This is a genomic window from Leptothoe sp. ISB3NOV94-8A (assembly GCF_043421595.1).
GTDB classification, from domain to species: domain Bacteria; phylum Cyanobacteriota; class Cyanobacteriia; order Phormidesmidales; family Phormidesmidaceae; genus Leptothoe; species Leptothoe turfae.
On sequence record NZ_JAXSQW010000002.1, the window covers coordinates 69,248 to 82,464 of the forward strand.

General features: G+C 46.1%; 16 protein-coding genes. 9 read left to right on the forward strand and 7 right to left on the reverse strand.

Annotation, left to right across the window (positions count from 1 at the left end; genetic code table 11):
- The first annotated feature begins 167 nt into the window (after positions 1 to 167).
- The 3 genes from SPB21_RS30745 to SPB21_RS30755 all read left to right on the forward strand — a co-directional run bounded on the left by SPB21_RS30745 (position 168) and on the right by SPB21_RS30755 (position 3,299).
- Positions 168 to 680: a fasciclin domain-containing protein gene (locus tag SPB21_RS30745; protein ID WP_499868881.1), complete on the forward strand. Its 513-nt coding sequence runs from the start codon at positions 168 to 170 to the stop codon at positions 678 to 680.
- A gap of 277 nt (positions 681 to 957) precedes the next feature.
- Positions 958 to 2,571, forward strand: a complete 1,614-nt coding sequence (locus SPB21_RS30750; protein WP_499868883.1) for a mechanosensitive ion channel family protein — start codon at positions 958 to 960, stop codon at positions 2,569 to 2,571.
- 380 nt (positions 2,572 to 2,951) lie between these two features.
- Positions 2,952 to 3,299 carry a DUF805 domain-containing protein gene (locus SPB21_RS30755; RefSeq protein ID WP_163670052.1) on the forward strand — a complete coding sequence of 116 codons (348 nt, stop codon included), beginning with the start codon at positions 2,952 to 2,954 and terminating at the stop codon, positions 3,297 to 3,299.
- 317 nt (positions 3,300 to 3,616) lie between these two features.
- Here the strand turns inward: SPB21_RS30755 and SPB21_RS30760 are convergent, their stop codons facing one another.
- Complete coding sequence (locus tag SPB21_RS30760) at positions 3,617 to 3,865, reverse strand: hypothetical protein (protein ID WP_499868885.1); 249 nt, start codon at positions 3,863 to 3,865, stop codon at positions 3,617 to 3,619.
- A gap of 358 nt (positions 3,866 to 4,223) precedes the next feature.
- Between SPB21_RS30760 and SPB21_RS30765 the strand changes: the two genes are divergently transcribed.
- Complete coding sequence (locus SPB21_RS30765; RefSeq protein ID WP_499868887.1) at positions 4,224 to 5,555, forward strand: flippase; 1,332 nt, start codon at positions 4,224 to 4,226, stop codon at positions 5,553 to 5,555.
- Between the two features lie 181 nt (positions 5,556 to 5,736).
- Complete coding sequence (locus SPB21_RS30770; protein WP_499868889.1) at positions 5,737 to 6,576, forward strand: ADP-ribosylglycohydrolase family protein; 840 nt, start codon at positions 5,737 to 5,739, stop codon at positions 6,574 to 6,576.
- Positions 6,577 to 6,589: 13 nt separating this feature from the next.
- Here the strand turns inward: SPB21_RS30770 and SPB21_RS30775 are convergent, their stop codons facing one another.
- From SPB21_RS30775 to SPB21_RS30790, 4 genes are all read right to left on the reverse strand, one after another.
- A complete protein-coding gene (locus tag SPB21_RS30775; RefSeq protein ID WP_499868891.1) occupies positions 6,590 to 7,213 on the reverse strand; it encodes a MarR family winged helix-turn-helix transcriptional regulator in 624 nt (207 codons plus the stop codon).
- Entirely contained in the window at positions 7,213 to 7,854 is a 642-nt protein-coding gene (locus SPB21_RS30780; RefSeq protein ID WP_499868892.1) for a hypothetical protein, read from the reverse strand. Before SPB21_RS30780 ends, SPB21_RS30775 begins: the two co-directional genes overlap by 1 nt.
- 73 nt (positions 7,855 to 7,927) lie before the next feature.
- Entirely contained in the window at positions 7,928 to 8,668 is a 741-nt protein-coding gene (locus SPB21_RS30785; protein WP_499868894.1) for a hypothetical protein, read from the reverse strand.
- 189 nt (positions 8,669 to 8,857) lie between these two features.
- Entirely contained in the window at positions 8,858 to 9,628 is a 771-nt protein-coding gene (locus tag SPB21_RS30790) for a tetratricopeptide repeat protein (RefSeq protein WP_499868895.1), read from the reverse strand.
- Positions 9,629 to 9,869: 241 nt separating this feature from the next.
- Here SPB21_RS30790 and SPB21_RS30795 point away from each other — a divergent pair, with 241 nt between their 5' ends.
- The 3 genes from SPB21_RS30795 to SPB21_RS30805 all read left to right on the forward strand — a co-directional run bounded on the left by SPB21_RS30795 (position 9,870) and on the right by SPB21_RS30805 (position 11,536).
- A complete protein-coding gene (locus tag SPB21_RS30795; RefSeq protein WP_499868896.1) occupies positions 9,870 to 11,018 on the forward strand; it encodes a serine hydrolase in 1,149 nt (382 codons plus the stop codon).
- 123 nt (positions 11,019 to 11,141) lie between these two features.
- Positions 11,142 to 11,258: a hypothetical protein gene (locus SPB21_RS30800; protein ID WP_499868898.1), complete on the forward strand. Its 117-nt coding sequence runs from the start codon at positions 11,142 to 11,144 to the stop codon at positions 11,256 to 11,258.
- Positions 11,258 to 11,536 carry a DUF6714 family protein gene (locus SPB21_RS30805; RefSeq protein WP_499868900.1) on the forward strand — a complete coding sequence of 93 codons (279 nt, stop codon included), beginning with the start codon at positions 11,258 to 11,260 and terminating at the stop codon, positions 11,534 to 11,536. The genes SPB21_RS30800 and SPB21_RS30805 overlap by 1 nt, the downstream gene beginning before the upstream one ends.
- A gap of 26 nt (positions 11,537 to 11,562) precedes the next feature.
- On the opposite strand, the gene SPB21_RS30810 is transcribed toward SPB21_RS30805, so the two are convergent.
- Both SPB21_RS30810 and SPB21_RS30815 read right to left on the reverse strand, forming a co-directional pair.
- Complete coding sequence (locus SPB21_RS30810) at positions 11,563 to 12,300, reverse strand: ISAzo13-like element transposase-related protein (protein WP_499868902.1); 738 nt, start codon at positions 12,298 to 12,300, stop codon at positions 11,563 to 11,565.
- Positions 12,275 to 12,757, reverse strand: a complete 483-nt coding sequence (locus tag SPB21_RS30815; RefSeq protein WP_499866120.1) for an ISAzo13-like element transposase-related protein — start codon at positions 12,755 to 12,757, stop codon at positions 12,275 to 12,277. The genes SPB21_RS30810 and SPB21_RS30815 overlap by 26 nt, the downstream gene beginning before the upstream one ends.
- 97 nt (positions 12,758 to 12,854) lie before the next feature.
- On the opposite strand from SPB21_RS30815, the gene SPB21_RS30820 reads away from it, so the two are divergent.
- Complete coding sequence (locus tag SPB21_RS30820; RefSeq protein ID WP_499868904.1) at positions 12,855 to 13,190, forward strand: hypothetical protein; 336 nt, start codon at positions 12,855 to 12,857, stop codon at positions 13,188 to 13,190.
- Positions 13,191 to 13,217: the final 27 nt, after the last annotated feature.

The window sequence follows — 13,217 nt, forward strand, 5'->3', positions numbered from 1 at the left end:
GAAGTAAGGGGCTTAAATTTGCCTATTTCCCTTATAGCGATTTCATTGGCGTTTGAACCTGGTTTCTCATGAAATGGAGACCTAGTTTTTGATTTATAAATAAAAGTGATCCAATTTTGGTTAGGTGTCGTACCTCTAATGAACACCTGTTAGGAAGGTATTAATTCATGAAGAAGGTAATGGTACTCACCAGTCTATTGGCTGCTACATTTGCGATGTCTCCAGTGCAGGCTAAAGAAGCAGCCTCTGCTCAGTCCAAAGATGGACACACTGGAAACACTATTGTTAGCATTGCATCCACCAATGATTCCTTTGATGTTTTGACTGCGTTGCTAAAACACGCCAAGCTAGTAGGTGTGCTCAATGGTGAAACAGAGTTTACAGTGTTTGCCCCTACTGATGATGCGTTTGGCCGTTTGCCTCAAGGCACAATTGAGAGTCTCTATCAACCCGAAAACAGAGAGCTATTGGCAACCATTTTGACGTACCATGTGGTGCCCGGCAGTGTGCGGTCTACCGATCTGGCATCGGGTAGCGTTGATTCTGTTGCTGGAATTCCTTTAGATATCTCTGTGGGTTCTGGAGTGACCGTAAATGACTCTAACGTGGTTTCAGCTGACATTGAAGCCAGCAATGGCATTATTCACGTTGTTGATGCGGTAATTTTGCCTCCTCAGTAACCATAGTCTTTTCTAGAATCTGTTACGTAGGGGCGCATTGCAATGCGCCCCTACGCAGGATATGGTGCATTGGCCTATCGCATTTGCCTGTATCTGAAGGGCGCACTGTTGTGCGCCCCTAGCAGCCATTCTGAATTCTCAATTAAATAGCAGTCCCTAATTGCCACTTAATCAGCAAGTTTTGTATGGTGCGTATAGCAATGCCCTAAGATGTCTAGAACATGGGGCAAACGCCCTATCTGTACGTTTACTTGCCTGTTTGAGAGGCCGCTAAATTATGGCTGCGTTAGTGCTATTTTCCATTGAGCTAGCCTTAATTATTATTCTTTGTGGTTTTTTATATATTTCTTTTAATTGGAGTTCTCGTTGGGTTTTACAAGCATCTCCACTACAGATGGATGATACAGGCTTGCAAACGCTACGACAAAACGTATTTGGCATCGTTCTGATTTCAGGCTGCTTGCTCGTTCTATTAGTAGCAGGATTCAACGGATGGATACTACTACAGGGTGAAAAGCCAGATACGTATACCCTGTCTTTGATTCAAAACACACCTCAGGAAGTTTGGCTGGGCATAGCAGCAGGTGTTGCCAAAAGTATATGTTTGCTGGTCCTGGTCGGTATTTTGCAGCGTCCCCTCAAGCACAGGTTAGCTCAGATTAGTCGCCACGTTAAGCAGATAGAGCAAATCACGGCGAATGATGAGAGTATTGAACATTTGTTTAAGGCCTTAAGTACCGTATTACGTGTGGGCATGTGGCTTTTGGCCTTGATATGGTGTGCTCGTTTTTTGCATCTACCCGAAGAGATATCTCCTTATCTCTATGCAACCTGGCGAATCTATTTGATTATTTCCATTGGCGTTATCGTTTTTAGATCCGTAAGTGTTGTTGTTGATAGCTTGGATGCTTTGAGTAAAAAGTATTCTAGCCCTAGTAATCTGTTGCGGTTTTACGATCGTTTACAACATCTTGTTCCTTTTTTAAAGCGCTGTTTGGAATATGTTGTCTGGCTCTATGTAGGTATATTAGTAGTCAGGCAAATTGACTTAATTGCTAACTTAGCAGGCTATGGGACAATGGCTGTGAAGGTCATTGTCTTAGTTTTTTTAGGGCGATTAGCTGCCAATATCGCACAATTACTTGTCTCAGAATTATTGCTGTCCACTGAGGAAACATCGACTGCAATTTATCAGCGACGGGTGACCATCACCCCACTCATTGTAAGTTCACTTAGATATATTATTTACTTTGGCACGGCTTTATTTTTGTTAAAAGCTCTCAATATTGACCCAGGGCCAATCTTAGCAGGTGCCGGGATTGTGGGTTTAACCGTTGGTTTAGGGGCGCAAAACCTGGTGAAGGATGTGGTCAGCGGTTTCTTTATTCTGTTTGAAGACTATTACTTAGTGGGTGATTTTATTGAAACTGCCGAAGCCCAGGGCACTGTTCAATCGATTGAGCTACGGACGACACGCATTCTGCATCCCGATGGCCAGGTTCAGATTCTGAGAAATGGCGATATTGGATCGATTATTAATTACTCTAAACATCCGATTAATGCAGCGGTAGAGGTGTCTATCACCTACGAGGTAGATCCGGAAAAGGCCTTTGAAATTATCGAGCGTGTGGGAATAGAATTGTGTCAGGACGAGGACGATGTCCTAGAGCCAACTCATATTGAAGGCGTAGAAACATTCTCGGAAGAGATTTGTTTAATTTATACCCAAACTAAAGTTAAGCCTGGTAAACATTTGAAGATTCAACGTGTGCTACGTCAGCGTTGTCTGGTTGCACTCTTGAAAGAGGATATTGAGGTAGGCTCGATGGATACAAAATTGGTTCTCAAGAGTGGTTTTGAGAAGTTTGGTGTGCAGAATGAAGCAGTATAAGGGCTTGGCAGACGTTCCATGGAACGTCTGTGCATGATTCTGAATGGAAGTGGAGAAATGCCCTAGACTTTCGATAGAAAATACCGAGCTTTTTCTCTTTGAGACCAGGTAAAGAACGAATTTGTTCTAGTAGCGCATTGAGGAAGGCTATGGTTTCTGTAGATGCGTGTTTTATGGTGGCCTATCCCTAAGCTACGGTTTTGTAGATTGAGAATAAACGTTAATCAGATGCGAAATAAATCCTAACTAGTATCGTTGAGCCATAAATCAAGAATTATGTTACTGGTTAGTGGCTGGGTACGCTCTAGGGCAAAATTAGACCAAATTAAAGGTCTAACCAAGGTCTAAGACACTGAAAGATACGTAGAGAGTAAACATTTATGGAATGGTATATCAAGGTTTTAAAGAACTATGCAGTATTTGAAGGACGTGCGCGCCGAAAAGAATACTGGATGTTTGTTCTATTCAATTTTCTCGCTGCCTTATGTTTAGGCTTTATAGAAGGCTTTCTGGGAGCATTCAGTAATACGGATCAAAGTATCCTCAGCTTTATTTATAATTTAGCTGTTCTGATTCCATCTATTGCTGTCGGTATTCGTCGTATGCACGATGTTGATCGCAGTGGGTGGTGGATTCTGTGTCCAATTGTAAATTTGGTCTTTGCTGTAACGGATGGGACCGCAGGGTCTAACAAGTTTGGGCCGGATCCTAAAGCAAATGAGCGTTAAAGGTTGAAATAGCGCTGATGGGGCATAGGTGCCTTTAGATTAGTAACCCCATGCCCCCTTCCCTGTCCCTTAGCAGCAGGTATTTTATCAGCCACTAGATTACGTACAGAAACAATCGGTGTGGTTATACTGTTTCCTCCAACACTTTCTCTTTAGTTTCTTGGGTTGTTACCAAATGACATGCCGTTGGATGGACTCCGTCTACCCTGGTCATTACCGCAAAAGCATTTCTTGCAGTTGCCAAGCTTCTGCTACTCAAGCTTTTGAGTTGCTGATTGTCAGCAGGAATATAGGTTTTAGAGGTTCACTCTTGTTTATCAGCAATAGAAATGACTTCTATCCAATAGCACTTCACCATGGTCAGGGACCCAAGCAGCCCAAGTGTCGTCTGATGCCTGGCAGAGTAACTTAGCCTTGTCATAAGCAAAATAGCTAGGTGGTTGCAGCAGCTTAACCCAGGTATCGCGGGTGTAATTAAGCTGACAAACAGAATACCAGCTTGGCGCAGGTTCTACTTCTGGTTCGGGTACCAATGGGCATGTGGGAGCGCTAGCCGGAAGGAGCATACTTATTCTCCACTTCGCAGTTATTTATGTATTCAATTTTACAAAATAGAGGTTATAAAGATTACTCTATGGCAATAAGTTAATAAAACCTGACAATCAAAGATATTTTACGATTGCTGATTTAGGAGATGAATCGGTCTAGAGCCATTGTTATCTGACCGCCTCTCACAGCTAAAATCATCCTGCCAGCTTGGCCTTAATTCTAATCGCTTTTGGCAACAGGATCTTCCGTTTCCTGTTGCTCCCAGTCAGGTGCATGTCTGTTTGTTTTATAGAGGTTAGTTTGGCGTGCTCAATGACAGTAGCTTCAGTCCCATGGGCGCAGGTGACGAGACTTCTCTGACTATCATGGTGCCTAGTGACTAACCACGGAGGCAGCTTGCAGGAACCAAATGTATTCGCCAAACTAGTGCGAGGGGCAGGGGCCGCATTGACAGTGCAGATAATCAGTGCGGGGGGTTTATATAGCTCTCAAGTGTTGCTGGCGCGCTGGATGGGCACAGCCGCCTATGGGATTTATGACTATGCTACAGCCATTGGTATTTTCTGGGCCTTTATTGCTGGATTTGGCTTGCCAACGGCAGTTCTGCGGTTTATTTCAGCCTACAATGCCCAGGAAGATTGGTCCCATTTAAAGGGAATTATCTGGGGCAGCTGGCTACAGACATTGTTGATTGGTATTCTCACCTCGCTGTGTGGCACTGGCATTTTGTTGTGGCTCAATGCTAACCGTGATTTGGGTGCTTATACCATGCCTGTTGTTATTGGGATTTGGACAATTCCGACCGTTGCCCTGGTGAGTCTCCAAAAAGAGATTATCCGTGGGTTTCAAAGAATTGTATTGTCCTATGCGCCGTCACTGGTTATGCAGCCACTATTGCTGATGATCATGGCGGCTATTTGGCAAAGGTTGTATGGGCTGACCAGCACAGTTGCGATCGCACTCTCCTTGCTTTCTGCATTATTAACCCTGGGGTTGCAATGGTTGTTATTTCAACAAAGTGTAGATACCAAAATCCGTCATGCCCAACCCGCCTATGAGATTTCCCGATGGTGGAAAGCGGCTGTACCCTTAATGTTGTTTGGTGGTTCATTCATGGTGCTCAGCCAAACAGACACATTAATGATCGGTGTGTTTTTAGATGCCAAACAGGTGGGCATTTATGGCGCAGCCCTCAAAACCGCATTATGGGTGCCGTTTATTTTGGCCTCTGTAAATGCGATCGCAGCACCATTGATTGCCTCCCTCTATGCCCAGGGCGATCACGAGAGACTGCAACAATTAGTCTCTACTGTGGCCCGATGGATGTTTTATCCAGCCTTCATCACATCGATTGGGCTCATCAGTTTTGCAGGACCTGTACTACAGTTATTTGGCCCCGAATTTGTGGCTGCCAAGGGCGCATTAACCATTTTGATCCTAGGCCAGTTAGTCAATGTAGGAGCTGGTTCAGTGGGCTATATCCTAACAATGACCGGCTATCAAAGCCAGTCCGCCGTTGTTATGGCAATCAGTGCCCTGGTTAATGTCATTCTGAATTTAGTTGGCATTCATGTTTTCGGAATTGTTGGAGCCGCCATGGCCACCGCCTTTTCCATGGCTATGTGGAATGTTTGGCTATATTGTTTAGTGGTGAGGCATGTAGGGGTGCGACCATCAATTTTAGATGCACTGCGCGCACTGCGCTGAGAGAGTTGTCCACAGGCTTCGGGGACTGCACAAAAATAAAGACCCAGGTTGGGGTTGTCGATGGGTGGATGAGTGATGGGCTAATGGGGTGATTATTTAAGCGCAAGCGCCTTACCTAGGCAGTCGCAATACACGTTTGCTATGGTTGAGTTTCATCGTTACTGAGGCTTACACATAGCCAATGTTGGTAGAACTTGCGATTGGTGATGCCTATGGTGCTGGGTTTGAATATTCCCCCAGCAGTATGATCCGTGAACAGAATGATCTCAGTGGGTATGTGCAACATCCACGACATCAGATTCAGCCAGGTTACTATACCGACGATGCCCAGATGAGTATTGCAATTGCCGAAGCCATTGTGTCGGGTGAACCCTGGACTCGTGAGAATCTAGCCCATTATTTTGTCTCAGCCTTTAAGCGTGATCCTCGTGAAGGCTATGCCCGTGGCTTTTATGGTTTTTTGCAAGCAATCAACGATGGGGATGAATTCCTTGCCAAAATTAGGCCCCATAGTGATAAAAGTGGAGCCGCCATGCGAGCCGTTCCCATTGGCATTTTCCCAACTGTTAAAACTGTGATTGAACGTTGCAAACTACAGGCCACCCTGACCCACGACACACCAGATGGCATCAACGCTGCAGTTGCGGCCAGTCTAATGTCCCATTACTTTATCTACCAGCTTGGCCCCAAGTCAGAATTGCCACAGTTTATTCATAAACGTGTACCTGGACCATGGATAACACCCTGGCAAGGCAAGGTTGGCTCCAAAGGTATGATGAGTGTTCATGCGGCCCTAACGGCTGTCATGGCCCACGATTCCCTCAGCGAAATTCTCAAAACTTGTATTGCATTTACAGGTGATGTAGACACAGTTGCCACCATTGCCCTTGGTGCAGCCTCTTGCTGCCAAGAAGTAGAACAAAATATTCCACCTGTTTTAATCGAGACCCTTGAAAATGGCGATTACGGCTTTGATTATCTTCGCCACCTTGATGGTCAGCTATTCCAAGCCGTTACATGAAATATTTCCATGGTCAAACAATAGCCGCCTCTTTCTCCTGATGCTCAGGACAATCCAAACGCAAATCGCGATCACCAAACGGCGCATCCACCAACATACAGTGATGAGGACGATCAGCATCCTCATATACATTGGCCCTAAAATATTCACAAGTCACACACATCCGTGACGGAGGAATCTTTCCCTGTGACTGCAGCTTCTGAATCATTTTAGTTAACCCTCTAAAGAAAATCGTTTGCTCTTCTTCAGAGAGTTCTGTGACTGCACTTAATAAGAAATCTGGCCAGCTAGCAGCTTTTTCCGCTTGTTCTTGACCTTTAGGCGTCAGCCGAATGGCGATGGCTCGACGATCATCCGTTGCCTTTTCCCGAGACACCAACCCCTTTTTTACCAAGGATGAGACCGCATCACTGGCCGTCGCTGCACTGGTAGCCAATCCTTTAGCAATGGCAGAAAGGCGAATTCCCCTTTTTGGGCTAGATTGGAGCAATGCCAAAATCTGCCCTTGGGTGGGAGTTAACCCTTGAGCTTCCGCTCCTTGCCAGGACTGACTACGCAGGGCTATACCAATTTTGGAAAGCCCTGTGATAACCCGTTGGCCAATGGGTTCATTAATGGTGTCAAATGGATTATCCATTAAGTGTACGGTGGTATGATCGCGACAGGCTCTAACACATGGTTAATGATTTTACTCACCTCTGTTTCGGCTTTATGTCCAAACCATTGTGCCAGGATAGTGAAGTCTCCATCAAATAGAATCCAAGATGGAGTCCCTTGAAGCTGATTAACATGAAAGGTATATGCAGTAGGGGATAGTCTCTGTAGAACTTGCTTTATCCTAGCGCGGGCACGGGCTTGGGTTGCGTCATCCATATGGGGGAATGAGGATGTGAGATGACATACATGCTCGACATCGTTGTCATCAAACAGCTCAGCCGCGTCGCCTACCTGGTCAAAGGCTACGGGGAAGGTAATGGGGACGGTGTAGGATCGCTGACCATGGTGTTGAAAGTATAGTCTAGTGGCCCCAACAACTTCACCTGTTTCCAGCAGACATTGGGTGTAGTCGGCGGTGTTTAGATCAAAGTCCTCGAATGCGGTTGAAAGTCCTAAAACATTGAGACGATTACCATAGGTATGATGTAGGTGTTCTGCCAGGGGTAGGGCATGGATAAAACAGCCAGGGCAATTGACCTGAAAGACTAACAAAAGATTTAAATCCTTGATCTGAAAATCGCCCTGTAGAACTTGGTCAATGGTCATTTTAAATTTAGCCACAAGAGTTACCTCCTTTGATTTATCGCAAAAGATCTACACTGTGGGTGCAGTGTTAATGCACCCCACAACAGTCTCAACGGGCCTGAACCACATAGGGCAAACTCAAATCCCCTGAAACCACACTATAAACCTCGTAAACTCCAAGCAGAGGGCGGTTAGCATCGGATGTGTTGACCTCCATGTAGGCAGCAACACCGTCAAAGTTAAACTCCGTGACATGGTTTATCCGTTGTGCAGGCACCAATACTCGCAATGTGCTCTGATCGGTTATGACCGAGAACCCAGGAGAATCCATATACATGGGCATACCTGGATTAGTTGGCGGTAATACAACACTCTCATCTTCTTGGGCAAATTCCAGTACGGACAAACCGCCAGACACACGGTCATCAGGTGTTAGCACAACCCAATGGCTATGCCAGATAACTCCGTCATTCGCGAAATTACGATCATTGTTTTCATCCCATAGAGGTGTGTCATCAAAATCAGGATGTGAGGTAACGGCCAGGGCAACAATACCGTCAGTGGCATTGAAACCCACATCTTCAGGGGCCAATGTCGTTGGAAAAACATAGCCCAAGACAGGAGCACCATCTAACTGACCAGCGGCTTGAGGCAATGTAGCTCCTACCATGCCATTCACCTGTTGCTCGAACACCAACAGGTCCAGATCGTCCAGATATTTCACCTGTGCCAATTGAATCTCCAAAGCTGGGTTTTTGTCAGTTGCCTGAACTGCTCGAACGGGCTGGGATACCCCTGTAAAGATAATCAAACTGACAGCTAAAACAAGCAACCCAATAAAACGTCGCATAAACGACCTCCTTTATTTACTTAGGATTCCTAATAATTAGAACTCCTAAATAGTATCTAGCTTAAAAGATGGCGTCAAGGGGGAAGGTTGCGATCGCCCATGCAAATCAGCCTCTGAAATCTTCTAATGCTCGTGTGGAACTGATCCTCTAGAAAGAGAAAAGTCTAGATGAAATATTGTTACTAAAAATCAGGATGCCCGTCGGATCGCTTCAGTTTTCTGGATTTGTTCTGGACTGAAGCCAGCCTGTTGTAGATGATCTAAAAACCACGACTCACGATATTGAGAGTCTAAAGCAACCGCCTGCTGATAGGTCTGTTGGGCTGCTTCAGTTGCTTGGCTGTCCCATTGGGCTAGGGCTAAAGCTACCCAAGGATGGGGGTTGCCCGGTTCTAAAACTGTTGCTTGTTCTGCATGGTCAATGGCCTGGTCATACTCCTGTAGGCGATGATAAGCCAGACTTAAGTTGTAGTATCCAATTTCGTTGTCAGGCTTCAGTGCGATCGCTTGGGTATGGGTTTCTACGGCAGCATCTAATTGACCATCCACCAAGTACACAATGCCCAATGCATTTAAAGCAGGCACGTGGTTATCATCTTGGTCCAATGCACGTTGCAAAACATCGATGGCATTTTCCGCCTGTCCATCTAAATGCAGGGTCCACCCCAATATCACCTGGCCCGAAAGATTCTGTGGGTCTAACGTCACAGCCTCCTGCAGGGCTGCGATTGCTTCTTTGTAGCGCCCCTGACTGCGATACTCTAGTCCCATCTGACGATTCTGGGCCGCCTTAGCTTTCTCTTCAGCAGATGGTTCAGGTATGGGAGTCTCGTTTATTTCCTGAGGAGTAGAGGCTACAGAAGTAGTGTCCGCTGAGTCTGATGTGTTAGTCGACTGAGATGGAGCGGTTGAGGTAGCCGTGCGACAGCCCGCTAAACTAAATGTCAGCAACGTAGTCAAAAGGAAACTACTAACTTTTTGAAGACTAATTTGCACTACAGTTATGCCAAGACTCTGGGTCTCATTTTAGCGGTTATTCACCGCGGTTATTCGCCTAAGGCGAGCAATCCTGATTCTGTCCTCTATATGCAAGCAATTATCAAATGCTATGGGTAACATCACTATCCGACAAGGCCCTATGCATTGGCTCATTGTCTTGCTGCTAAGTTTCTTATGTTGGCTTTTGCCCACAACCTTGCCTATGCTGCCCGGCTCAAATGGTGTTGCCTTGGCAGTAACAATTTCATCTGAAACTGCTTTGGCCCGGCTATTTACGTCTTCAGAAATTCAGGCTAGCTGGTTTGCTAATAGCTTTTTGTCGCAGATTTCTCTGACCCAAATTGAACGGGTTGTGCAGGGTATTACCGCTACCCTGGGGCAGTATCAGAGTGTTGAGGCCAGAGGGGATCAGTATCTTCTGACGTTTGAAAAGGGCACTGTGCCCACCCGTATTGCTCTGAATACATCGGGCCAGATTACCGGATTGTTGTTTGAACCGCCTCAGATTGCTGCATTAGATTTAGAGAGTTTGCAGACGGCATTTGCTGAGCTACCTGGTGATGCAAGTTTGCTGATCCTTAAAAATGAAACTGATATAGCCAGCGTTAATGCTGACCAGCCGCTGGCAGTGGGTTCAGCGTTTAAGCTATTGATTCTACAGGCGTTACAGCATCAGATTGATGCGGGTGAACACAGCTGGGAAGAGATTCTGCAGGTGCAGGATGCCTATCGTAGTTTGCCCAGCGGCCGTCTACAGGATTGGCCAACAGGCACACCTCTGACTCTCCAGAGTTTGGCCACAATGATGATTTCGGAAAGTGACAATACGGCAACAGACCATTTGTTAGCACTGGTGGGCCGTGATGCAGTGGAGGCGCTGACCAAACGCAATCGTCCTTTTCTATCTACGCGAGAAGCGTTTATTCTAAAAGACCCGCAAAACCAGCGATTGCTGGATCGCTATCGTCAGGCCCCTGGGCGAGAACAATACGACATTTTGAGAGTCATGGCCGCTCTGCCGCTGCCTGCTGTCACTATTTTTAACAATGGCCCTTTAGCTTTAGATGTGGAATGGTTTATGAGCGGTCGGGAATTGTGTATTGCGATCGCAACCGTTGCTGATTTGCCTCCTATGCAGGTCAATCCTGGCATTGCCAACCCAGCTAACTGGCAGCGTGTGGCCTTTAAGGGAGGTTCTGAACCTGGTGTGGAAAACTTCACGACCGATTTGCAAGATGCAGATGGCAACCATTACTGCATTGCCGCTACCTGGAACAATCCTGATGGCATTGACGAGCTTAAGTTTTCAGGTCTTTATCGCGGTGCGCTCTCATCGATAAAGTCAGACTAAAATACTGGTAGCGCTATCTACCACCGTCATGACATCTGATTTTCTCAAGCGAGTGCTCCCCTTTATCCTTGCGGTAATGGTGACCTTGGGAGGGAAGATTGTTGATGCCAAACTCAAGAATTATTGTCTCGGGGGTATACGCCTGATGATATTCGCAAGATCTGGGGTGGTAATTTGATGCGAGTATTTGATGCTGCGATCGCAGTAGCTGAACAGATGCAAGCAGAGGCTGAAGGCTGATGGGTATTTCCTTTTCTAACCCAGATGAGAAAATAGCGTATGAAAACAAGAAGCTTGCCCTAATTAAAGAAATTAACGAGGCATTTGATGGTGTTGCCCGTGAAGATGGCGTCACGCTCCATGAGGCGATGGTGATCGATGATTACGGTAGCCCGGCAGAGCGAGCTGAGGCTAGAGCACAGGATACTGAAGACCAGTGGCAAGACGTTCCAGAAGATGATATTCGATTTTCTGATGCGGTTCTGAGTTTTCTAGACTCAAAGGGTTTTCACTATTAGGGATGTGCCAACAAATAACTTACCCATCAGCTTGGAACAATCATGATATCCCATTTGGGTAAATCTCCTGACCGTTGCCACTGTTGTTCGTAAGGCTCCAACTCATCTTTGGGAACTGTGATGTTCTTTTCATAGATGCCCTCTACCAGGTGAACCATAGGTTCAAATCCATTCCAAGTCATATTCGATGCCCATTGTAGTGCCGCTTCAACCGAGGTTAGGATCGTTCCATTCCAATAATTTTCTAACGCAGCCCAACAGCGCTCAATCGGATTGTATTTGCTGTGGTAGGGCGGGTAGTAAATGAGATGAACCGATAGGTTCGTGGTTTCGACAAACTGCACCATCCGCTTGATAAATTGGGTTCGGTTACTCCGAACAGCCGACCCACCATCCAGGTTAATGGCTAAGATGTCGATATCCGGATAGTACTCCTGATAGTCATCCCACCAGGCCTCTAAACAATCGACAATAAAATCACTGGTTTCAGCAGACTGACCAAAGTAAATAGCCAGTTGGTCGCTGCCAACATCAAGAATCCCGAAAGGGACCAAAACAGCCTCCCAATGGTCATCATGGTCATCGGCTTTCTGCGCCTCTAAGGCGCGCGCTTTCCCACCACGAGAGAGATTGCCAATTTTGACCTTCGCCTTGCTATCAATTGAGATGCGCAAGGTGTTGGGATCCGCATCGGCTCCCTGATTGGCGTCAGCGACATGCTCAAAAATAGCGTCGGTTTCAGGAATTTTCTTCTGGGGTTTCACTTTTTGTGTTTTTTAAGCGATATCCCATCCGATTTAAGACATTACCAATCGTTTGACGATTAGGTAGCTCTTCTTCACGGTACCCTTTCTTCGTCATTAAAGCGTCGCGTACCGCTCGTGCGCTCACTCGAGCATAGTAAAATGTCGATTGGAATTTCGGATCGGCTTGCGCGTCTTTGTCGACGAGATCCCGGATGTCAGTTTCTAAGGTAGGGAGTTTTGCTTCACTGCGGTGACGACCTCGGGCTCGATAGTTGTCAACACAGGTGATGCCAGTACGACGTTCATGGAGACCTAATTGAACACTCTGACGACCCCAACCTAAGTGTCGCTCGGTTCTGCGAGCAGACCCCTCAAAGTAATCGTCAGCAACCTTTGCCATAAACGCTCGCTTGCGCGCGCCTGTAAGTTTTTGAGCCGCATCTCGGATGGTCTCTTTTACGGTGTCATCTAGCATTAGCGATCCTCAAAACAAGCGGTCATTCTTTGGGTGGCCTGTTTCTAAGTTTTGCGGGTATTCTATTTTTTGGCAAGCCCCTTACCTTCCAGCCTACATGGTTTGGTATCTCCGCAACATTGATAATGAAGATCCTGCCTACTGGTCAAATACATTTGACTCGGTAATCTTTCATTTGACCTATCAAATAGATGTAGAAAACTATGTCGCTTCAAAATTTCAATTGTTTACCCCTGCTCAACTGAGGGTTACGGGATATTTTCTTCAATTTAACGTAGAACGAGAAGAGACAATTGAGAAGCAGAATTTGCAGGAATCTTTGTCCAAGGGTGGCTTATCACCAGAAGAGATTAACTCTATTTTGCTTGATCATACATTTCACAATCATGAAGACAGGCAAGCGTTAGAGACGTACTGGCGACAATTTATATAGATGGGTCACTAGTTAAGGGAGGCGACA